This is a genomic window from Thalassobius sp. MITS945101 (genome assembly GCF_047123305.1).
GTDB lineage: Bacteria > Pseudomonadota > Alphaproteobacteria > Rhodobacterales > Rhodobacteraceae > Thalassobius.
Genome location: NZ_CP138918.1, coordinates 862304 through 883434, shown reverse-complemented (window position 1 = coordinate 883434; position 21131 = coordinate 862304). Strand labels below are relative to the sequence as shown.

Genomic DNA, 21131 nt, shown 5'->3' with positions numbered 1-21131 from the left:
AACATAACAATTCGAAGGTAAACACAACCCAAATGACAAACCCCACACACAAGGTGGCGGGGTTTTGCTAAGCGGGGCGTGAAGGGACGTGGTCAGGCCTCTTTCCGGCGCGTCGGGTGGCCCTTGATCCCAAAAGCTTTGCGCGCTGTTACCAGCCGCAGGTCGTCCGGGTTCATACCCATCGACAGGATGGTGTCGCGGTCAAACCGCTCTTTGGCGGCGGCGCGGTCGTATTTGGTGCCGAACAGCCGGTCAATCCATTCCATGCCAAAGCTCACATGGTAGGTGGCTTCGTGATCATTGAAGTGATGGCGCAGATGGCTGCGGGTCACCCGTTCGCCAAACCAGCCCTTCGGCACGTTCAGATGCGCCAGCGTGTGGCAGTACTCATAGAAGGTGAAGGCCGAAACGGACCCAACCGTCAGCGCCAAAAAAGGAAACAGCAGCGCCATCTGCCAACCTACGAAAGGCCAGAGAATAAGGAAGTGCACCACAAGGGACTTCGAGGCGAACTTGACCGGGTACCAGTGTTGATCACCGGTAAAAAACTCGGGGTCATTGGGAAATTCGTGGTGTCCGATATGACTGCGATAAAGCTCGTTAAAGGGGCTTTGATCGGTGGGCGGTTCACGGTGCAGCAGGAACCGGTGCATGGCATATTCGACAAAGAACTGCATCACCGCGCCATAGACCAAGGCCAGCAACAACCAGGGTGTCCAGAACACAACAGCGGCCACCACCCCCGCAATCCAAAGCGGCAGCAGGCGGTGCAAAGTGCCCATGTTCATCAAAACGCGCAGCGTTGGTCCCATGACTGATCCTCCCAAATCGTCCCGAGGGCAGGGTTGCGCCCACGGGGTCAGGCAAGAAATCTAGCAAACAGACAGGACCTGTCACCGTAGACTTGGCGTCAACTTCCTCCGGGACGCGACGGTAACGGGCCTAGCCCTGCGCTGTCTCACGTTGGTCAAACCCCTGCGACAATGTCTGGAGCCGTGCCACATCCGCCTTGTAGAACACCCAGTTCTTGATCTTTTTTGAACTGACCAGCCCCGCCGCTTCCAGCGCTTTCATATGGCTGGTGACCGTGGGTTGGGTCAGGCCGGTCTTGTCGGTGATAAAGCCGACGCACACCCCATCCTTCAACCGGCAGCCATCCCGTTGTGGCGGGAAATGGCACAGCGGATCCAGCAGCCAGTCCATGATCTGCGCACGATGCGGATTGGCCAAAGCACGCAGTGCTGGCACCATGTCGACAAATCCGTTGCTCATATAGAAATCTCTCTATATAGCTTTTCTTCGATATAGATTCGCATGTTGGGACAATGCCATGAATGAGCTTGAGTTGCTAGAAGAAGCGGACCGTCGCGCGCGCCACTATGTATCGGGCGTTGCCACACAGCGGGTTTTCCCGTCGGCTGAGGCGATTTCTGCCCTGGCAGAGTTTGACGAGCTGTTGCCTGAACAAGGCCATCCCGCAGTCGACACCTTGGCGCTCATGGACCGGCATGGCTCGCCAGCGACGGTGGTGAACAACGGCCCGAATTATTTCGGTTTTGTGATCGGTGCGACCCTGCCTGCGGCCGCAGCTGCGGAACGGCTGGCGGGGGCGTGGGATCAATGTGCCTCGACCTTTGATGGCAGCCCAGCGGCAGATGCGATCGAGAAACAGGCGGCGAAGTGGCTGTTGGAGGTGCTGGATCTGCCACGGGAGGCGGCTGTTGCCTTTGGGACTTCGGCGACGGCTTGTGGGCTTAGCGCCCTGGCCGCGGCACGGGCCGATGTTCTGGCACGGCAGGGGTGGGACTATGCCGAACAGGGTCTTATGGGCGCACCCGAAGTGAAAGTCGTGGTACCAGAAACCGCTCATGTCACCGTGCGCAAAGCCCTGCAGATCCTTGGGTTTGGCTGGGCGAATGTCATCAAGGTGCCGGTTGATGCCGAAGGGCGTTTGATCCCTGCCGAAATGCCGCAACTCGACGACAAAACCATCCTTATCCTTCAGGCAGGTGAGGTGAACACGGGGGAGTTTGACCACTTTGCCGAGATCATCCCCGTTGCCAAAGCGGCGGGTGCTTGGGTGCATGTGGATGGGGCCTTTGGCCTCTGGGCGCGGGCCTCGGCGTTGAAGGGGCTGACAGAGGGTATCGAAGGCGCGGACAGCTGGACCACCGATGGGCACAAATGGCTGAACACCCCCTATGACGGGGCAATGGCGATCTGCCGCGATCCGCAGGCCTTGGCGCGGGTGATGAACTCCGACGCGGCTTATTCCACGGCTTCCGCAGATTCGCAGAAAAACCTGACGCTGGAGTTTTCCCGCCGTGCGCGCGGTATCCCGATCTGGGCTGCGTTGCGCAGCCTGGGGCGTCAAGGTGTGGCCGCGCTGGTTGAGAAACACCATGCCCAGGCGCAGCAGATTGGCGCGGCGTTGCAGGACGCAGGATTTGATGTGTTGAACCGTGTGGTTCTGAACCAAGTGCTGGTGCGCGGAACGGATGATGCGGCTACGGCGCGGGTATTACAGCAGGTGCAAAACAGCGGCGAGGTCTGGTTCGGCGGCACCGTCTGGCAAGGCCGACCGGCGTTTCGGATCAGCCTGTCCTCCTTCCGCACGGAACAGGAAAACGTCGACCGGTTGATTGCTCTGCTGCGCCGCATTGGGCCAAACGGTTGAGTTAAAACGTAAAACGCCCACTCCGAAGAGTGGGCGTTTCTTTGGATCGTGAAGATCCGAAAACCTTAGCGACGCAGGCCCAGACGTTTGATCAGGTCAGCGTAACGGGCTTCGTCTTTACCCTTCAGGTAGTCCAGCAGCTTACGGCGCTGAGCAACCATCATCAGAAGACCACGGCGGCCGTGGTTGTCTTTTTTGTGGGTTTTGAAGTGCTCGGTCAGGGTCGCGATGCGCGAGGACAGAATAGCAACCTGTACTTCGGGCGAACCGGTGTCGCCTTCTTTGGTTGCGAATTCTTTCATGACGCGGGCTTTTTCTTCAACGGTGATCGACATCGGGTTTCTCCTAGTTAGAGGGTTCAGGGCACAAGCCGGGATGTCGTCCAGACAAGGTCCTATGGAGGAATCGCGCTGCATCGGCAGAAGCGATGCGCGCTGATAGGGGAATTTGCGCTGAAAGGGAAGTAAAAAAGGCCTATGCAGCCGGTTGCGGCTGTATCAGGGACAGCACAAGGGCGCTTGGGGTCAGGCGCGTGACTGAGGGATTAGCCGAATATCGGCCACGGCGCTTTCGCCAACGCCATGAAGTAACGCCACCTCTTCCCCGTCGAGGAAGACAATCAGGTCGTCAGGGTCGGCCGCATCGGGCGCAACGCTAAGCATCGGGGCCGGGCCTGCACTGTCGTCATAAACCAGCACAAGCGTGTCCTCGCCGGTATCAAAATCCATCACCTGCGCACTGGCGGTCGCGGACTCTGCAATCATCCAATCCGCACCCGCCCCGGAACTGACAATATCGCCAGAACCAAAGGTGATTTGATCGTCCCCACCGCCCCCGTTGAGGAAATCAAGCACATCGTCGCCTGCCCCCGTCAGCGTGTCGTTGCCCCAGCCCCCGAACAGCGTGTCAGAGCCGTCATCGCCGCGCAGGACATCATCCCCCAGCCCGCCATGCAGGGCATCCCCACCTTTGCCGCCGCTTAACGCATCCGCCCCATCGCCGCCATGCAGCGTGTCGGCACCGCTGCCGCCCTGCAGGTCGTCGGCATCCAGGCCGCCAAACAGTGCGTCCGCACCGTCGCCGCCCAGCAGGTCATCCGCCCCGTCGCCTCCGCGAATCTGGTCGTTCCCGTCATAGCCGTGGATCTGGTCGTCGCCCGCATGGCCCATCAGCAGGTCGTCAAAATCGCTGCCGGCAATGATATCGGCGTCCAGGCTGCCATTTACCGGTGCCAGATCAGAGGCGGTGGTCCAGTCTTCCTGAATGGGCAGCGTCGCAGGGGAGGCGGAGGAACCGTCGTCGGGGGGGAACATGCTGTCAAACATATCGGTGGCTGGCGCGCCGAAACCATCCGAGGGCAGCTGCGCCTCATCCTCCTCGGACGGGTTGTTTTCGACATCCTCCATATCCGGGGACGTGGCAAAACCGGCCAGCGCCACGCCCGCCATCATTGCGCCTAACATGCCTGCCACAAGCCACATACCGAATCCCGCAAGTCACCTCTGAACTGAGGGGTGAAAGTGTGGGGGATCAGGCCTGGTAGGTCAAAACCCGTTCGATCTGATGGTTAACCGCTGCTGAAGGTCACGGTGCGCTGGCCCGTCTCACTGGCCTGTCTGTTCAGTGCCGATGGCGCGGTCGAACTCATCTGCCAAGATCACCATCCAGTCTCCGATCACCGGCAGAAACTCGAACTGTGACAGCCACCAACCAATGATCGACACCAGTAGCGTCGCACCGATCACGGAGCCCAGACCAAAGGCAAGGCCGCGCAGAAACTGAAAGCCGATCAGCCGCCAGATCGAGTTCTGTACCGCGATAAAACGGTGGCTGTTCAGCTTCTCAACCTCGTCCGTCAGGCGGGTCAGGGTTTCCTGCGCTTTGACCTCGGCCTCGGACAATGGCGCGGGGTAGGGGGCAGAGAGGGGAGCGTTGGTTGGTTCGGTCATCGGGCCTCCTTCAGGCGGGGATCTGCCACAATTCCGGCTGCTGCGTGTAGGCGATATAAAGCGGGTGTTTAGGGTGTCCGGCCTTGGTCAGCCCCAGCGCATAGACCTCTCGGCCGGTACCCCGCAGCAGACCCGCGATATGAGCGCCGTGGTTGCGGTGATCGCCGTGGCTGCCCCAAGCCGCAATGATCTGATCAGCCCAGTCACAGCCCTCCAGAATGGTCTGGTCATTGGCGGGGCCAACCGGATCCTCGGCGGCGCGCATCGCGCGCGGATCGGTGTCGCGCCAGGCAAAGATATTGGTGACCCGAAAGGCGCCGAACCCCAGCGCCCGCGCCCGTCGCTCACAGCGTTCCACCGTGGGGTCGTTCTGAACCTCGGTTGCGGTAGACGGGTTCAGCATCACAAACAGGGCCTTGCGCCCCGCCGGATCCCAAACACGGGTCAGCTGGTAGCGGTATTTTTCGCAGTCCGAATAGACCGCAACGGAATGGGCATCGCCCTTCTGGAATTCGCGCGTAATCATCCCCGCACATGGCCATAATTCCGTCAGTGGTGCAATGCGATCCTGCGCCAAACCCTGCAAAGGCAGGGCTTTGGCCCTGTTGGTCCGCCGCCGATTGTCGTCATCTAGATGACTCTAGGGATCCCTAAGGATATGTTAGTGTCCCCTCATAAGTCGAAAACGACGATCCATATGAGGTAGTGCAGTGACCTTTCTGTTTTTATTGAGTGCGATGTTTGCGAGTGCGTTTGGTTTGACTGATCTGGAGGGGTCCGATCAGCAGGCACTCTCAGAGGATGTGAACGCCCCCGGGGCCGGTGGGGACTTGGCCTTGGATGATGAACCCGAACTGGTGGACCCAGAGGTCTATCTGGCGGGCGGGCGCGGCGATGATGTTCTGGGTGGGGGCACCGGGAACGACACGCTGTTCGGCGAAGCCGGAGCAGACACGCTGGAGGGTGGATCAGGGGACGATCTGCTCTTCGGCGGCTCCGATGACTTTTTTGGCGATGACTGGAACCACCAGCCGGGTGAGATGGACCTGCACGGCAATGACGGCGATGTGCTGATCGGCGGTGCGGGCGATGACATGCTGTATGTTGGTCCCAACGGTCAGGCAACGGGCGGCGAAGGCGGCGATACCTTCAAAGCCATCGCGCTGGGCTATTTCGGCACCCATGAAGCGGCCGAGATCACGGATTTCGACGCCACTGAGGACTCGATAGAGATCGATTATGCCCTGCATGAAGGTGTCTATACATCGGACTTTGCCACCGAAGATGCGGTGGACAGCTTCTTGATGACCTATGACGCTGCTGCCGACCAAACGGTGGTGGAACTGGGTGGCCAGGACATCCTGACCCTCACTGGCGATCAGAGCGATCTGAGTGTGGCTTTCTATGACGGTGAAACTGATCCCGCTGCGCCCGTCTGGCTGGATGTGGACGGCAATGTGATCCCCACCACTGAAGGCGAAGCCGCCCATGTCATCCTCACAGCACGCGCCCTGCAGGATCTGGTCGGCGAAGCGAGCTAAACCCGCGCCAGCCCAAGCCCCTGCACAAAGACTGTAAATCAGCCTCAACATTGCCGCAAAACGTCTCTAGGTTGTTGGAAGTTAATTCTCTTCTACGACATTTGGCATGACACCCCTGATGATCCTCCTAGGCTTCAGTGCACTTTTGATTGGTGCAGGGTTCCTGCCAACCGAGCAGGACACTGCAGAAGAAGACATTCCAGAAGAAGACACAGTAGAAGACCAGACCCTTTCCGGCTCCGAAGGTGAGGCGCATCTGCTTGTTGGCGGTGCCGGCAATGATCTGTTGACTGGCGACGCTGGAGAGGCCGACAGTTTGGTGGGCGGAGAAGGTGATGACACCCTTGTTGTTGCCGAAGACAACATCGTTACCGGGGGCGCAGGTTCAGACACTTTTCGGCTGGGAGTGAATGGCCTTGATGGCGTCATCACCGATTTCAACCCGGATGAAGACGTGGTTGACGTCAGAAATGGTTCCAACGAACGGGACTATATAGACCTTTTTCTTAGCGAGGACGGCACCGGCCTTTATATCGCCGCCAACGATTGGCCAACGGCGCTGATCCACCTGCCAAACGTGACACTGGAGGAAGGTCAGACCATCTCGGTTGTTTTCGATGGCTACGGTGATGCGGGACCAGAGCGTCACGAACTTCGGCCCGTTGGTGTTTTGCCCCCGACCTACCTTGCAACCTTTGGCACCACCGAAGTTGAACTGCTGCAGGGCACAGCGGAGGACGATTGGATATTCGCGACAGAATGGTTCAACCTTAGCGAAGGGCACGACACTGTTTTGGGCGGGGAAGGTGATGATCACCTCTTCAGTGGAAACGATGAATTTTACAATGAATATCGCAACCACTCCGCAGGTTTGAGCTTCTTTACCCATAGCACTGGCGTTGAGATGGATGGGGAAGGTGGTGACGATACCCTATGGCTGGGCGCGGCTGACACGGTGACGGGCGGCACTGGCGCAGACAGTTTCCATGTCATTGCCCAATACACACCGGAAAGCAGCTGGTCTGGTGAAATAACCGATTTCCAAACGGGGGAGGATCAGTTGGTGATCCATCACGCGGTGGCTGGCAGCTATAACTTCGGTTTCCCCACGGTCGAAACCGCAGACGCTTTGTCGACCATCGAACTGACCTATGATGCTGGGACCAACCAGACTTCGGTGATGATTGGCGATTGGTTGGTGGCCCGCCTGAACGGGGATCAAACCACTGCGACGGTCGCGGCAACAAATGGCGAAGATTTCGATCCCACTGTTTGGCTTGACGCAAGCGGCAACGCCATCACCGAAGAGGTTGCCAAAGCCGCGGACATCCTGTTGGTTGCTGGCAGCCAAGAGGGTGTTTTCTGGGAAAATAGTTAAGGTCCTGACACGCTGGCGCGCTGCAACCCCGGTGAACGACAGAATTGGATGAATGCGCCGGTGGTCCCGAACGGAATGGTCTAGGGATCAGCCGCGCACAAACACGCGACTGGGGTGCAGTTCGCCGGCTTTGAAGACGCCAACGGCCACGGCTTCGCCGTTCAGGCTGGCCCAGCATTCGTCGCCGTATTCCACATCGGTTGCGATCACCAGACCGGGGTTGCCGTTGCGCATCTTGGCGGCGCCTTGTTCGGTGGTTTTCACCTCTGGCAGATCGGCCAGACCTTCCTCCAGCGGCAGCAGATGTTCGTCTAGTGCCGGGGTGCGTTCCATTTCGATCACCTGATCCAGGGTCAGGCCGTCCTCGGCCTCAAATGGGCCGGACCAGATGCGACGCAGATGCAGCACGTGACCGTGACATCCCAGCGCCGCACCCAGATCCCGCGCGATGGAACGCACATAGCCGCCCTTGCCGCAGGTCATTTCCAGCTCCACATGGTCCGCATCGGGGCGATCGGTCATCACCAGTTCTTCGACCCAAAGCGGGCGGGCAGCGATCTCAAAATCTTCATCCCCATCGCGGGCCAGCTTATAGGCGCGTTCGCCATCGATTTTCACAGCCGAGAACTTGGGCGGCACCTGCATGATGTCACCCAGAAATCCGCCAAGAGCGTCCTTGATCTGTTCGTCCGTTGGGCGCGCATCGCTTTCGGCGATCACTTCGCCTTCGGCATCATCGGTGTTGGTCGCCTGACCCAGACGCACCACAAAACGGTAAGCTTTCAGCGCATCTGTGATGAAAGGAACCGTCTTGGTTGCCTCCCCCAAAGCGACGGCCAGAACGCCGGTGGCCTCAGGATCCAGCGTGCCGGCATGGCCTGCTTTTTTGGCTTCCAGCGCCCATCGCACCTTGTTCACCACAGAGGTCGAGGTGATGCCCGCTGGCTTGTCGATCACCAGCCAGCCCGAAATGTCACGACCCTTGCGCTTGCGCCCCATGATGAACCTCGATCTATCTTGAATACGGGTGAGGCGCGCCAGTTACCGCAGACCTTGCCCCCTGTCAAACCTGCTTGGCCTGTCGAACCTGCTAAGCCTGTCGAACCCACCAGCCCTGCCAGTCCAGATATCCGCGTTTGACCGGTTGGGTCTGAAGCCCCGCAGTCTGCGCCTATTTCTTCAAGCTGCCAAGGGGCACGGTAAGGCCGATCATTGGACCTACCGGAAACCCGATGTCGCGGCGGTCCTGGCTGGGGATGAAGACGCGGGAAATCTTGCCGTCCAGAAACAGCGCATTGGGCAGGCCCAGGGTGTCGCGAAACAGGGTGGCGAAATCGTGGAAATTCACCCGTGCATCGGAAATGGCAAAGACCACCCGCCGCCCGTCCGCAGAGGTGCCAACGCCATTGCGGATATGGCGCGAGCTGCCACCGTCAATGAAGCGCGGATGCAGGGCGCCGTTGATCACCAGCATGGGACCAGACTGGGTGGCGAAGCGGCAGTTGGGGCGGGTCGCGGCAAAGTGGCGTGTCTCGATCACATCGGCGCGGCTTGGACGTATGCAGAACACGCCATTGGGCAGCAGCCCAAAGTTGCCTTCGCTGCGTCCGGTTAGCAGCGGCGCGATCTCTTGCCCGTCTTCAACATAGAGCCCGACCGGCGTGCGATCTTGATGATACATGCCGCCGTTCATGGCAAAGCTTAACGCGCGCCCTTCGGCGGCCAGTTTCTGGTTCACCCGTGAATAATGCCCCAACAAGCCACGTTCGTCGCTGTGAAACAGCCGCAGGTCCGCCGTGGCGGGATCCACTTCGCAAACCGTGTAGGGGCTGCCCAAATGCAAAAGGCGCTGACAGTCCAGCGCCTTTACAGGAAATGCAAACAGCGTCAGCGCCAGCACCAGAAAAGCGACCGGCATGCACATTGGACTCAGTCCTCCCCCTCGGGGGTGTCGGGCTTGTCCAGATCGCGGCGCACGTCGTCGCGGTTCAGCAGGGCGCGGGTCTCATCCATCCGGTCAAACGAAGTGTCGACCTTGAAGCGCAGCTCGGGCGCATGTTTCAGCCCACATTTCTTGCCGATGGTGCGGCGCAGTTCCCATTGGTTCCGTGCCAGAATTTTGACCGCTTCGTCGCCGTCCTTGCCGCCCAATGGCAGCACATAACAGGTCGCCACACGCAGATCCGAGGTGATCTGAACCTCGCCCACGGTGATCGACATGCGGCTGAGATCATCATCGTGGATCTCCCCCCGCATCAACAGGTCAGACATCGTCCGGCGGATCAGTTCGCCGACGCGCAATTGCCGGGTGCTGGGCCCGGCGCCATATGAGTTTCCTTTGGCCATGGGCTGCATCTAAGGCGTCTTGTCCCCTTTGCCAAGCGGCCATTGCTGGTCTATGCAGACGAAAACCATGTTTTCTAGGAGTTTCAGAGCCATGACCAACTTGCCGGGAATCGTCATCACGGGTGCATCGGGCCGTATGGGGCAGATGCTGATCAAAACCGTGCTGGAGAGCGACAAGGCCAAGTTGGTCGGCGTTGTGGAACGCACAGGCCACGATTGGGTCGGTCGCGACGTGGGCGAATGCATGGGTGGGGCCGCCGTGGGTGTGGCCGTGACCGACGATGCGTTGGAGGCGTTTTCCAAAGCGCAGGCGGTGATTGATTTCACCGCACCTGAAGCGACAGTTGAATTTGCAGCACTGGCGGCACAGGCCCGCGCCGTACATGTCATCGGCACCACCGGCATGGCCGAAGAACACTTGACCAAGGTGAACGCCGCCGCCCGCCACGCCACGGTGATCCGGGCTGGCAACATGTCATTGGGTGTGAACCTCTTGGTGCAGCTGACCAAGAAGGTTGCCGCTGCGCTGGATGAGGATTTTGACATCGAGGTGATCGAGGCGCATCACAACAAAAAGGTTGATGCTCCCTCTGGTACAGCCCTGATGCTGGGCGAGGCTGCGGCTGAAGGCCGGGGTGTAAACCTAGAAGATGTGCGCGATTCGGGGCGTGACGGCATTACGGGCGCCCGCAAGAAGGGTGACATTGGCTTCACTGCTATTCGCGGCGGCGACATTGTGGGTGAACATGACGTGTTGTTTGCGGCGGCGGGCGAACGCATTGTGCTGCGTCATCTGGCGACAGACCGCGCGATCTTTGCCCGTGGCGCGCTGAAGGCGGCGCTTTGGGGGCAGGGCAAGGCCCCCGGCGAATACGATATGATTGACGTGCTGGGCCTTTAAGCCCGGTCTGCGCGGCGCGCCGCATCCGAGTCGGTATGGATCTTGCAAGCCTTGGCGCAAAGCAAGATCCACTTAACAAATGGCCGCCTCATGCTGCGCAAGATCGCCTTCCTCGTGACCTTCTCTCTCATCGCCACGCTGGTGATGCCCCCCTTGCCGCCCGCTCAGGCAGAAGGGTTCTTTACCGTGAAAGACCGGCAGGACTTCCTGGAGCAGATGCAGGGAAAATACATCAGCCAATCAGGACGTTGGATGCGGTTTGACGATCTGGGGCAGGTGAAAGGCCGGGTCTGGGGACGGCCGCTGTTGGGCAATTGGGAATGGAAAGACGGCCAGCTGTGCAAGCGGATCTTCCACGGCACAATGGATCAAGGGGAAAGCTGCGGTATTGTCCGCTCCAGCGGTGCAACGCTTTATATCGTGCCTGACAAAGGCCGGGGTGAGCGCGAACGCTATAGTATCAAGGTGGACTGAATAGCCCTGCGGTCAGATCAGAAATCGACCGCGATGCCCTTCTTCTCCCAATCGCCATAACGCACCGGCTCTGGTCCGTCGCGCCCCCCCAACTCTTTTGGCAGCGTTTCAGCTTCGGCGGCTTTCTTGCGGCGTTCAGCGGCCTCGGCCAGCGCCCGTTGGGCAGCCGGGGGCAGGTCGTTCAGGTCTTTGCGGGTCTCGTCCATCTTGTGTCCTTCCTAAGGCACCTGCCCGCTGATATACGCCCCCAAACCGCCAAGGCAAAGAGGCCCAAGGACAGAACCATGCGCAAACCCCATGCAAATTCCCGTTCCGGCGGCAAACCCGGCGCCAAATCCGGTCCAAAGGGGGGCCAGAAGCCGGTGCAGAAACGGGCCGCGCCGACGCCGCGCTCGACTGCGCTGCATCTGTTAACGGAAATTCTGGGCGAAGGGCGGCTGCTGTCCGAACTTTTGGCGCATGGGACGCTGGATCGGTTGGAGCCAGCAGATCGCGCCCGTGCCCAACGGCTGGCGCTGGAAGTGCTGCGCAATCTGGAGCGCGCCGACCGTGTGCTTAAGAAACATCTGCGTAAAGCGCCGCCCCTAAGGGTTCAAAATATCCTGCGCATCGGCGCGGTAGAGCTTTGCACCGGCGGTGATGCGCATGGCGTAGTGAACGAAGCGGTGGCGCTGACGGCGGCAAACAAACGCACGATGGGTCTGAAAGGTCTGGTCAACGCGGTGCTGCGTAAAGTGGCAAGTGATGGCCCTGCGGAATGGGCCAAACTGCGGGTGCCACGCCTGCCGCGCTGGCTGCGTGACCCGCTGGTGATGGGCTATGACAGTGAGGCGGTTCTGGGCATGGAACGTGCGCATCTGGCAGGCGCCCCCTTGGATCTAACGGCCAAGGGCGATCCGGCGGCGCTGGCCGAAGCGACGGGCGGTACGCTGCTGCCCACGGGCTCGGTCCGGTTGGAAAACCCCGGTCAGGTCTCGGCACTGCCGGGGTATGAGGCGGGTGATTGGTGGGTGCAGGACGCTGCTGCCGCTTTGCCAGCGAAGATGCTGAATGTGCAAAAAGGGGAAACCGTTCTGGACATGTGCGCCGCCCCGGGCGGTAAAACCATGCAGATGGCCGCTGCTGGCGCGGACGTGACGGCGTTGGACCTGTCGGAAACGCGCATGGCCCGTGTCGCGGAAAACCTCGGCCGTACCGGTCTGAACGCGCAGATCGTGACAGGCGACGCTTTGGAGCATCAGGGCCAATATGATGCTATTCTGCTGGACGCCCCCTGTTCCGCCACCGGCACCATCCGCCGCCACCCCGACCTGCCACTGGCCAAAGACGGGTCCGAGTTTGGCCAGCTGATCGACCTGCAGGTGCAGATGATCGACCATGCCTTGTCGTTGGTGAAACCCGGTGGGCGACTGGTGTTTTGCACCTGTTCGCTGCTGCCGGACGAAGGTGAATGCCAGATCGAGGAAGCGCTGGAGCGCAATCCCGAATGGGAAGTTGACCGCGAATCGCTGGACTTGCCCGGTGTCGATCCAAGCTGGATCACCGAGGAGGGCGGCCTGCGCCTACGTCCCGACTATTGGGGCGATACCGGTGGCATGGACGGGTTCTACATGGCCTGCCTGCGCCGCAAACCCTAAGCCCTGTTAGCGCTGAAGGCGGCTTTGCCCGCCTGTCAGCCGCTCCTTGCCGAGCGTGCCCTGCTACGGGAATTGAGCGGTGACAGGATAACCCTTTGCGGGCTATCCTCATCCAAAATTCACCCGAGGGTCAGCGCCGCCTGCACCCGAACGGGCGCGAGAGGCAGAGATTACATGTCCAACGGGGCACAGACAGAGGCGGGCAACCCCTCTGGAAAAGAGGCCGGAGAGGGCCTGACCGCGCGCTATACGCGCTGGATGCATCAGCTGCATGCACGCTGGGCCGGCATGGCGCGGCCCGCCACTGGATTCGTCAGTCAGCCGGAACCAAGGACCATCGGCACCTTTGCCAAGGGGCGGCAGTTGCTGGCCGGAAACTACCTTTTTGCGGGCCACCTGATCGAAGCCAAAGGCACAGTTCTGTGGGACATCCCCCCGCCGGACCAGATCTGGGAGGAAGAAATCCACGGGTTTGTCTGGCTGGATGATCTGGCTGCAGTGGGTGATCCACGCACGCGCGAGCTGGCATCGGAATGGCTTTGGGCGTGGATCGACCGGTTTGGCAAAGGCGTAGGGGCCGGTTGGACACCGGACCTGACCGGACGGCGGATCATCCGCTGGATCCATCACGCGCTGTTTGTGCTACGCTCTCAGGACGCCGAAGCCTCTGAGTCTTTCTACCGTTCGTTGGCGCATCAGGCGATTTTCCTCAGTCGACGCTGGCAGAAAACCACCCCGGGTCTGCCCCGGTTTGAGGCATTGACCGGGCTCCTTTATGCAGGGCTTTCCTTGCAGGGCATGGATCAGCACGTGGAGCCGGCGGTGAAGGCGCTGGCCAAAGAATGCAAAAGCCAGATTGATGAACAGGGCGGCTTGCCCACCCGCAACCCGGATGAGTTGTTGGAGGTGTTCACCCTGCTGACCTGGGCCGCAGCGGCGCTGCATGAGACCGGCCAAGCGGTTCACCCAGACCACGCTGCAGCGATTGACCGGATTGCGCCGACCCTGCGCACCCTGCGCCATGCGGACGGCGGCCTTGCTCGTTTCCACGGTGGTGGCCGCGGGCTGGAGGGGCGGTTGGACGCAGCGCTGGCGGCTTCGGGTGTGAAGGAACGGATGCCGGACGGCCTGTCGATGGGCTATGCACGGCTGAGCGCGGGGCGGACGTCTGTGATCGTGGATGCGGCGTCACCTCCTACGGGCAAAGCATCGGGCAACGGCCATGCCTCTACACTGGCGCTGGAACTGACTTCGGGGCGTAGACCTCTGGTGGTCAACTGCGGATCGGGCGCGGTGTTCGGTGCTGACTGGCGGCGCGCAGGACGGGCCACCCCCAGCCATTCGACCCTATCGCTTGAGGGCTATTCCTCCTCCCGGCTTGCACCCCGCGTTGGGCGGCAAGAGCTGCTGGCGGATGTGCCCAAACGGGTGCCGGTGCAGATGAGCCAGGCCCCTGACGGGATCCGCTTTGAAGGGGGGCATGACGGCTATACCCGCACCCACGGGCTGACCCATGCCCGCACGCTGGAACTGACCTTTGACGGCCGTGGCATGGCTGGGGAGGATCTGCTAGTGGCGCTGGAGGGCAGCGATAAGCAGAAATTCGACAAGGCAATGGACCGGGGCAAGCTGCAAGGCATCCCGTTCCAGATTCGTTTCCACCTGCATCCCGAGGTCGAAGCCTCGGTGGATATGGGCGGCGCGGCGATCTCTCTGGCGCTGAAAAGTGGGGAACTTTGGCTGTTCCGGCACGATGGCAGCCTGAAAATGTCGCTGGAACCGTCGGTTTATCTGGAAAAAGGCCGTTTGAAGCCCCGTGCGACCAAACAAATCGTTTTATCCGGGCGCGCAATGGATTATGCGACGCGCATCCGGTGGTCGCTTGCCAAGGCACAGGAAACGCCGATCAGCATACGCGACTTGAACCGGGAAGAGCTGGACCTGACCTGAACAAGCAGAGAGCTACCCTCCCATGACCAATCCCACTGCCATTCGCCGTGCGCTGATTTCCGTATCCGACAAGACCGGTCTTATCGACTTGGCCCAGTCCCTGAACGCGCGCGGTGTCGAGCTGCTGTCCACTGGCGGCTCCGCCAAGACAATCCGCGATGCGGGCATTCCGGTAACCGACGTTGCCGATGTGACCGGCTTCCCTGAAATGATGGATGGTCGGGTCAAGACACTGCACCCCAAGGTCCACGGTGGTCTGCTGGCGCTGCGCGACAATGACGCCCACGTCGCCGCGATGGACGAACATGACATTGGCGCAATCGACCTCTTGGTGGTGAACCTCTACCCGTTCGAAGCCGCGCTGGCCCGCGGTGCCGATTACGATGAGATGATCGAAAACATCGACATCGGTGGCCCCGCCATGATCCGTGCGGCTGCCAAGAACCATTCCTTTGTCACCACCGTTGTGGATGTGGAAGATTACGATGCCCTGATCGCCGAACTGGACGCAAATGAGGGTGGCACCACCTATGGTTTCCGTCAGAAGTTCGCTCAGATCGCTTATGCTCGTACTGGCGCCTATGACGCGGCTGTGTCGACCTGGATGGCATCGGCCATTGGCGAAGAGACCCCGCGCCGCCGTGTTTTTGCCGGTACGTATGTGCAGGGCCTCCGCTACGGTGAGAACAGCCATCAGGGTGCAGCGTTTTACAGCGATGGCTCGGGCCGTCCGGGTGTGGCTGTGGCAGAGCAGCATCAGGGCAAAGAGCTGTCCTACAACAACATCAACGACACCGATGCCGCCTTTGAGCTGGTGTCCGAGTTCCTGCCGACCGATGGTCCGGCCTGTGCCATCATCAAACACGCCAACCCCTGTGGCGTGGCCCGCGGCAGCTCGTTGGAAGAAGCCTATGAAAAGGCCTTTGACTGCGACCGCACCTCGGCCTTTGGCGGCATCGTTGCACTGAACCAGCCGCTGGATGCAGCCACCGCCACCAAGATCACCGAGATCTTCACCGAAGTTGTCATTGCCCCCGGTGCCGATGACGCCGCGCGTGAGATCTTTGCCAAAAAGAAGAACCTGCGTCTGCTGACCACACCTACGTTGGCCAACACCTTGGACAAAGGTTTGGCCTACCGTCAGGTCTCGGGCGGGATGCTGGTGCAGGACCGTGACAACGGTTTCATCGGTATGGACGACCTAAAGGTGGTGACCAAACTTGCCCCAACCGAAGAGCAGATGCGCGATCTGCTGTTTGCTTGGAAAGTGGCGAAACACGTTAAATCCAACGCCATTGTCTACGTGAAAGACGGTGCGACCGTTGGTGTGGGCGCGGGCCAGATGAGCCGCCTCGACAGCGCCTTGATTGCCGCCAAAAAAGCCGAGCGTATGGCCGAAGCGATGGGCCTGCCTGAGCCGCTGACCAAAGGCTCGGCCGTCGCGTCCGACGCCTTCTTCCCCTTCGCTGATGGCCTCTTGGAAGCTGCTGCCGCTGGCGCGTCTTGCGTGATCCAGCCCGGTGGTTCGATGCGCGACGATGAGGTGATTGCCGCCGCAGATGAGGCGGGTCTGGCGATGGTCATGACTGGTATGCGCCACTTCCGTCACTAAGGCGTGATAGGCCCACAAAGGGTCAAAACGTAAAAAATGCTTGTTTCCGGCAGGTTTGTGATACACTTGCCGGAAGCAGACAGAAAATGAGAGGGCCCGAAAAGCGGCCCCACATTGAGGATTAGGCAGATGACAACCGTGTTTTGGACGGGGTTTTGGACGTTCCTTCTGGATCAGGCCACCAAATATCTGGTGGTGCATTATCTTGACCTGCGCGTGCGCGGGGAGATCGACGTGCTGCCGCCTTTTGTCAATCTGCGCATGGCCTGGAACACGGGCATCAACTTCGGACTCTTTTCGGACAACGGTGATGTCGCGCGCTGGGTGCTGATTGCGCTGGCCTTTGTGGTCTGTGCGGCGGTGGTTTACTGGGTGAATAAGGACCGGCCCGGCAAACTGGGGCTCATTTCCGCCGGTTTGCTGATTGGCGGCGCGCTGGGCAATGTGGTGGACCGGTTCCTTTACGGGGCTGTTGCCGACTTCCTCAACATGTCATGCTGCGGCATTTCCAACCCCTATGCGTTTAATGTTGCCGATATCACCATCTTCATCGGCGCTTTTGGGCTGGTTCTCTGGGGTGGGCCGCAAAAGGCCACGTGACGCCGCGCCTGAGATCCGTTAAGACGGTTGCAAGATTTGCAGGAGGGTGGCAATGCCGCGTGCATTGGTATTGATTTTCGCAGTGCTGGCCGTTTCGGCCTGTTCGGGCAACGACCGGGATATCGGTCTGCGCGATCTGCGCTCGTTCACCGGTGGTCCCGATGAATTTATGGTGCTTCCCGGCAAGGAACTGCAGCAGCCTGCAGATTACGCCAGCCTGCCCACGCCGACGCCCGGTGGATCTAACCTGACCGATCAGAACCCGCTTGGGGACGGGGTTGAGGCGCTGGGTGGCCGTGCCTCTGCTCTGGTTCTGACGGATGGCATTCCGACAGCAGATTCGGCACTGGTTTCGCACGTGAGCCGCAACGGGGTTTCGGCTGACATCCGCGAAACGCTGGCCGCTGAGGATGAGGAATTCCGTCGGTTCAATTCCCGCTTCACCAAACTGAAGCTGGTGAAGGTGGATCGCTACAATCGCGCCTATCGCCGTCAAGCGCTGGATCCGAAGGTCGAAGCGTTGAAATGGCGCGGTTTCGGGGTGCTGACTCCCACCTCACCGCCAAGCTGATCCGGCTTTTTTTCGGCTGACACCTGCTCACGTCCCTGTCATTGCAGCAAACGCACGCTTGAAGCGTGCGCTGACCGGCGTATCTTGCCTGTAAGTAACAGGAGAGACGCCATGAAGCGCTTAACCGCCGCCTTTGTTGCCCTGACCGGGCTGGGCCTGTCGGGGATATTAACCCCCGTGCAGGCGGACGATCAGGTCACTGCCTTTGAATTGGACAACGGGATGGAGGTTGTTGTGATCGAAGATCACCGTGCCCCCGTGGTTGTGCATATGGTCTGGTACCGGGCCGGATCGGCGGATGAACCCATCGGCCAATCTGGTGTGGCGCATTTTCTGGAACATCTGCTGTTCAAAGCAACCGACACGCTGGAATCTGGCGAGTTTTCGGCAACCGTTGCCAAAAACGGCGGTTCGGACAATGCTTTCACCAGCTATGACTATACCGCCTATTTTCAGCGGGTTGCAGCCGACCGGCTGGAGCTGATGATGCGGATGGAAAGCGACCGGATGGTGAATATCCGCCTCACCGAAGAGGATATCGTCACCGAACGGGACGTTATCCTGGAAGAGCGCAACCAACGTGTGGAAAACAGCGCCTCGGCCCTGTTTCGGGAACAGAAAAACGCGGCGCAATATCTAAACCATCGCTATGGCGTGCCGATCATCGGCTGGCGGCATGAGATGGAAGAATTGGATATGGCCGACGCGCTGTCTTTCTATGGCACATATTATTCCCCGAATAACGCCATTCTGGTGGTTGCCGGCGATGTCACGCCACAAGAGGTCGAGGCGCTGGCCAAGACCTATTATGGTGTGATCCCTGCCAACCCAGAACTGCCCACCGAACGCACCCGCAGTCAGGAACCGCCACAAACCGCTGAACGCAGGATGATCTATCGGGATGCCCGTGTGGCGCAGCCCTATGTCAGCCGGTCCTATCTGGCCCCCGAACGCAACGCGGGTGATCAGAAAGACGCGGCCGCTCTGCGGATGCTGGGGGAAGTGCTGGGCGGTGGGCAAACCGCTGTGATGGCGGAAAAGCTGCAGTTCAACACCCAGACCGCTGTCTATGCCGGGGCGTTTTATGGTGGTGGGTCATTGGACCCGACCACCTTTAACACCGTTGTGGTGCCCGCCCCTGGGGTGTCCTTGCAAGAGGCTGAGGATGCGATGGATCGTGTGTTGGCCGAATTCCTTGAGGAAGGCGTAGACGAGGCCCATCTGGAACGGATCAAAACGCAGATTCGCGCCTCGGAAATCTATGCCCGTGATGATGTGGAAGGGCTGGCCAACCGTTATGGCCGTGCGTTGACACAGGGGCTGACGGTTGAGGATGTGCAGGATTGGCCCAATGTGCTGCAGGCTGTCACCTCCGAGGACATCATGGAGGCCGCACGCAAAGTGCTGAACCGTAAAACATCCGTCACCGGCTGGCTGATGGCAGAGGAGGGTTGATCATGCTGCGTTTTATTTTGGTACTTGTTGCCCTTGCCGTCATCACGCCCGCTCGGGCTGCTGTGGACATTCAGCCTGTCACCTCGCCTGGCGGCTACAACGCCTGGCTGGTTGAGGACCATTCGATCCCCTTTGTGGCGCTGGAGCTGCGCTTCAAAGGCGGCGCCGCGCTGGACCTGGCTGGTAAGAAGGGCGCTTCGAACCTGATGGTCGGCCTGTTGGAAGAAGGCACCGGTGATATGGACGCCCGCGATTTTGCCCGCGCGGTGGAAGGGCTGGCGGCCTCGTTTGAATATGACATCTACGATGATGCAGTTGCGATCTCAGCCCGTTTTTTGACGGAAAACCGCGATCAGGCCGTGGAATTGCTGCGGGGCTCCGTCGTTGAGCCGCGGTTTGACGAAGGCGCGATTGAGCGGGTGCGTGAACAGGTCTTGTCGGTCATCCGCTCGGATCTGAAATCTCCGCGGGACATTGCCAGTCAGGCAATGTCGGAGCTGCTGTATGGCGATCACCCCTATGCGCTGCCGCTCAACGGCACCTTGGACAGTGTGGCGGCGTTGACCCGTGACGACCTTGTCACCGCGCATCAGAACCTTCTGGTCCGCGATCGTGTTTATATCTCTGCCGTGGGCGACATCACCGCCGAGGAGCTTGCGACGCTGCTCGACACCTTGCTGGGCGGGCTGCCCGCAGCCTCGGTTCCACTGCCTGGTCCGGCAGAGCTGAACCTACCCGGTGGCAACCAGGTGGTTGAGTTTGCCACCCCGCAGTCGGTGGCGCTTTGGGCGCAGGGTGGGATCGAACGGGAGGATCCGGATTTCTTCCCTGCCTTCATTCTGGATCTGATCCTTGGCGGCGGGTCGTTTGAAAGCCGTCTGATGGAAGAGGTGCGGGAAAAGCGGGGGCTGACCTATGGGGTCTATTCCTTCCTGGCCGACAAGGATCAGGCTAAACTTTGGATGGGGTCGGTTTCATCGGCCAACGACCGCGTGGCGCAGGCGATTGAGGTGATCCGTACCGAATGGGCTAAAGCTGCCGCAGAAGGGGTCACCGCAGAAGAGCTGCAGGATGCCAAGACCTATCTGACGGGCGCCTATCCGCTGCGGTTTGACAGCAATGCCTCCATTGCCAACATCATGGTGGGGATGCAGATGGACAACATGCCCATCGATTATATGGCGACCCGCAATGATCGGGTGAATGCGGTGACGCTGGAAGACATGAACCGGGTCGCTAAGCGCCTGCTGACGCCAGAGGCCCTGACTTTTGTGGTGGTTGGTCAGCCAGAGGGCTTGGATTAACACCCTTCTCATTGAGGCGTTGCACAGCCCGTGAGGGGCTGTGCGCGCCTATTGAGATCAGGCGCAGCCTTTGGCCTGGTAAATCTTCTGCAGTTGGTTCAACGACTTCCCGGCGTCAATTTCGTCGATCAGGTTTACACCTGTTTCCACGTCCGCTGCGGTGCGCAGCTCTTTGTCGCTGGTGAAAATGGAAACCATCGAATTGGCAAAGCCATCGACTTGTGCCGAGGTTTTGCGCTGTTCACGCTTGCCGATTTCGCGGGCCAGGTCGGTGCAACTATAGGAATTCGCTGCCGCCAATTGGGCTTTGGATTCACCGCAGGCAACAAGCCCGCCAAGTGCAAGGATGCCAATCAGCGCAAGCTGGAGTGTGCGAAGGGTCATAGTGTTCCTCATAAAATATCTCTTTTGACCGTCTTCCAGACATTTGCGTGGGGCATGATGCCCCCGCTTCGGCTGCTGGTCCGGCTGTGGCCACACACAGCACGGGACCTCTGTGGATGTCGTCTCTTTCCATCGGGAAGGACATATTGGACGCGTTTTGAGGCGGCAGGACTTCCGCGAGATGTCCTTGCCGGTCGATAGAGACGACGGGTGAAGGGCGGGGCGGGTATCGAAAAGCTGTCGATGCAGTGGGGCGGATATCGAATGGGGCGAGAACGGCTTCTACGGTTGCCCGACTGGGAAATAGCTGGCAAGCCGCAGGTGCGGTTATTGGCGCAGCTCTGGGAACGGG

Annotated in this window: 23 protein-coding genes; 12 read left to right on the top strand and 11 right to left on the bottom strand. The window is 60.1% G+C overall.

Features of this window, described 5'->3' with window-relative positions; all coding sequences use genetic code 11:
* Positions 1–92: 92 nt before the first annotated feature.
* Both SIC14_RS04540 and SIC14_RS04535 read right to left on the bottom strand, forming a co-directional pair.
* The gene (locus tag SIC14_RS04540; RefSeq protein WP_412564643.1) at positions 93–812 is read right to left on the bottom strand and encodes a sterol desaturase family protein; all 720 of its coding nucleotides are present in this window, start codon (positions 810–812) and stop codon (positions 93–95) included.
* A gap of 130 nt (positions 813–942) precedes the next feature.
* Positions 943–1272, bottom strand: coding sequence for an ArsR/SmtB family transcription factor (locus SIC14_RS04535; protein ID WP_412564642.1), 330 nt, complete (start codon positions 1270–1272; stop codon positions 943–945).
* A gap of 58 nt (positions 1273–1330) precedes the next feature.
* On the opposite strand from SIC14_RS04535, the gene SIC14_RS04530 reads away from it, so the two are divergent.
* Positions 1331–2677, top strand: coding sequence for a pyridoxal phosphate-dependent decarboxylase family protein (locus SIC14_RS04530; RefSeq protein ID WP_412564641.1), 1347 nt, complete (start codon positions 1331–1333; stop codon positions 2675–2677).
* A gap of 65 nt (positions 2678–2742) precedes the next feature.
* On the opposite strand, the gene rpsO is transcribed toward SIC14_RS04530, so the two are convergent.
* The 4 genes from rpsO to SIC14_RS04510 all read right to left on the bottom strand — a co-directional run bounded on the left by rpsO (position 2743) and on the right by SIC14_RS04510 (position 5152).
* Complete coding sequence (gene rpsO, locus SIC14_RS04525; protein ID WP_412564640.1) at positions 2743–3012, bottom strand: 30S ribosomal protein S15; 270 nt, start codon at positions 3010–3012, stop codon at positions 2743–2745.
* A gap of 189 nt (positions 3013–3201) precedes the next feature.
* Positions 3202–4158 carry a calcium-binding protein gene (locus tag SIC14_RS04520; protein WP_412564639.1) on the bottom strand — a complete coding sequence of 319 codons (957 nt, stop codon included), beginning with the start codon at positions 4156–4158 and terminating at the stop codon, positions 3202–3204.
* A 123-nt stretch (positions 4159–4281) separates the two neighbouring features.
* Positions 4282–4626, bottom strand: a complete 345-nt coding sequence (locus SIC14_RS04515) for a DUF5665 domain-containing protein (protein ID WP_412564638.1) — start codon at positions 4624–4626, stop codon at positions 4282–4284.
* A 10-nt stretch (positions 4627–4636) separates the two neighbouring features.
* Positions 4637–5152, bottom strand: a complete 516-nt coding sequence (locus tag SIC14_RS04510; protein WP_412564637.1) for a DUF1643 domain-containing protein — start codon at positions 5150–5152, stop codon at positions 4637–4639.
* Between the two features lie 232 nt (positions 5153–5384).
* Here SIC14_RS04510 and SIC14_RS04505 point away from each other — a divergent pair, with 232 nt between their 5' ends.
* Both SIC14_RS04505 and SIC14_RS04500 read left to right on the top strand, forming a co-directional pair.
* On the top strand, positions 5385–6167 hold the full coding sequence (locus SIC14_RS04505) for a calcium-binding protein (protein ID WP_412564636.1): 783 nt from the start codon (positions 5385–5387) through the stop codon (positions 6165–6167).
* Between the two features lie 106 nt (positions 6168–6273).
* A complete protein-coding gene (locus SIC14_RS04500) occupies positions 6274–7545 on the top strand; it encodes a hypothetical protein (RefSeq protein WP_412564635.1) in 1272 nt (423 codons plus the stop codon).
* Between the two features lie 87 nt (positions 7546–7632).
* On the opposite strand, the gene truB is transcribed toward SIC14_RS04500, so the two are convergent.
* The 3 genes from truB to rbfA all read right to left on the bottom strand — a co-directional run bounded on the left by truB (position 7633) and on the right by rbfA (position 9891).
* A complete protein-coding gene (truB, locus tag SIC14_RS04495; protein ID WP_412564634.1) occupies positions 7633–8544 on the bottom strand; it encodes a tRNA pseudouridine(55) synthase TruB in 912 nt (303 codons plus the stop codon).
* A 172-nt stretch (positions 8545–8716) separates the two neighbouring features.
* Positions 8717–9469 (bottom strand): phosphodiester glycosidase family protein, encoded by a 753-nt coding sequence (locus tag SIC14_RS04490; protein WP_412564633.1) that lies wholly within the window; start codon positions 9467–9469, stop codon positions 8717–8719.
* Between the two features lie 5 nt (positions 9470–9474).
* On the bottom strand, positions 9475–9891 hold the full coding sequence (gene rbfA, locus SIC14_RS04485) for a 30S ribosome-binding factor RbfA (RefSeq protein WP_412564632.1): 417 nt from the start codon (positions 9889–9891) through the stop codon (positions 9475–9477).
* A 91-nt stretch (positions 9892–9982) separates the two neighbouring features.
* On the opposite strand from rbfA, the gene dapB reads away from it, so the two are divergent.
* Together dapB and SIC14_RS04475 are read left to right on the top strand one after the other, a co-directional pair.
* Positions 9983–10792, top strand: coding sequence for a 4-hydroxy-tetrahydrodipicolinate reductase (dapB, locus tag SIC14_RS04480; RefSeq protein WP_412564631.1), 810 nt, complete (start codon positions 9983–9985; stop codon positions 10790–10792).
* A gap of 90 nt (positions 10793–10882) precedes the next feature.
* Positions 10883–11266, top strand: coding sequence for a hypothetical protein (locus SIC14_RS04475; protein WP_412564630.1), 384 nt, complete (start codon positions 10883–10885; stop codon positions 11264–11266).
* Positions 11267–11283: 17 nt separating this feature from the next.
* Here SIC14_RS04475 and SIC14_RS04470 read toward each other — a convergent pair whose 3' ends face one another.
* A complete protein-coding gene (locus SIC14_RS04470; protein WP_412564629.1) occupies positions 11284–11472 on the bottom strand; it encodes a DUF1674 domain-containing protein in 189 nt (62 codons plus the stop codon).
* A 78-nt stretch (positions 11473–11550) separates the two neighbouring features.
* On the opposite strand from SIC14_RS04470, the gene SIC14_RS04465 reads away from it, so the two are divergent.
* The 7 genes from SIC14_RS04465 (at position 11551) to SIC14_RS04435 (ending at position 20395) form a co-directional block, all read left to right on the top strand.
* Positions 11551–12903 carry an RsmB/NOP family class I SAM-dependent RNA methyltransferase gene (locus tag SIC14_RS04465; RefSeq protein ID WP_412564628.1) on the top strand — a complete coding sequence of 451 codons (1353 nt, stop codon included), beginning with the start codon at positions 11551–11553 and terminating at the stop codon, positions 12901–12903.
* A gap of 258 nt (positions 12904–13161) precedes the next feature.
* Positions 13162–14853 (top strand): heparinase II/III family protein, encoded by a 1692-nt coding sequence (locus SIC14_RS04460; protein ID WP_412565824.1) that lies wholly within the window; start codon positions 13162–13164, stop codon positions 14851–14853.
* 22 nt (positions 14854–14875) lie between these two features.
* Positions 14876–16465 carry a bifunctional phosphoribosylaminoimidazolecarboxamide formyltransferase/IMP cyclohydrolase gene (purH, locus tag SIC14_RS04455; RefSeq protein ID WP_412564627.1) on the top strand — a complete coding sequence of 530 codons (1590 nt, stop codon included), beginning with the start codon at positions 14876–14878 and terminating at the stop codon, positions 16463–16465.
* A 129-nt stretch (positions 16466–16594) separates the two neighbouring features.
* The gene (lspA, locus tag SIC14_RS04450; RefSeq protein ID WP_412564626.1) at positions 16595–17065 is read left to right on the top strand and encodes a signal peptidase II; all 471 of its coding nucleotides are present in this window, start codon (positions 16595–16597) and stop codon (positions 17063–17065) included.
* A 52-nt stretch (positions 17066–17117) separates the two neighbouring features.
* Positions 17118–17636: a DUF3035 domain-containing protein gene (locus SIC14_RS04445; protein WP_412564625.1), complete on the top strand. Its 519-nt coding sequence runs from the start codon at positions 17118–17120 to the stop codon at positions 17634–17636.
* A gap of 111 nt (positions 17637–17747) precedes the next feature.
* Positions 17748–19091, top strand: a complete 1344-nt coding sequence (locus SIC14_RS04440) for a M16 family metallopeptidase (protein ID WP_412564624.1) — start codon at positions 17748–17750, stop codon at positions 19089–19091.
* Positions 19092–19093: 2 nt separating this feature from the next.
* Positions 19094–20395 (top strand): M16 family metallopeptidase, encoded by a 1302-nt coding sequence (locus tag SIC14_RS04435; RefSeq protein ID WP_412564623.1) that lies wholly within the window; start codon positions 19094–19096, stop codon positions 20393–20395.
* A gap of 57 nt (positions 20396–20452) precedes the next feature.
* Here SIC14_RS04435 and SIC14_RS04430 read toward each other — a convergent pair whose 3' ends face one another.
* On the bottom strand, positions 20453–20779 hold the full coding sequence (locus SIC14_RS04430) for a hypothetical protein (protein ID WP_412564622.1): 327 nt from the start codon (positions 20777–20779) through the stop codon (positions 20453–20455).
* Positions 20780–21131: the final 352 nt, after the last annotated feature.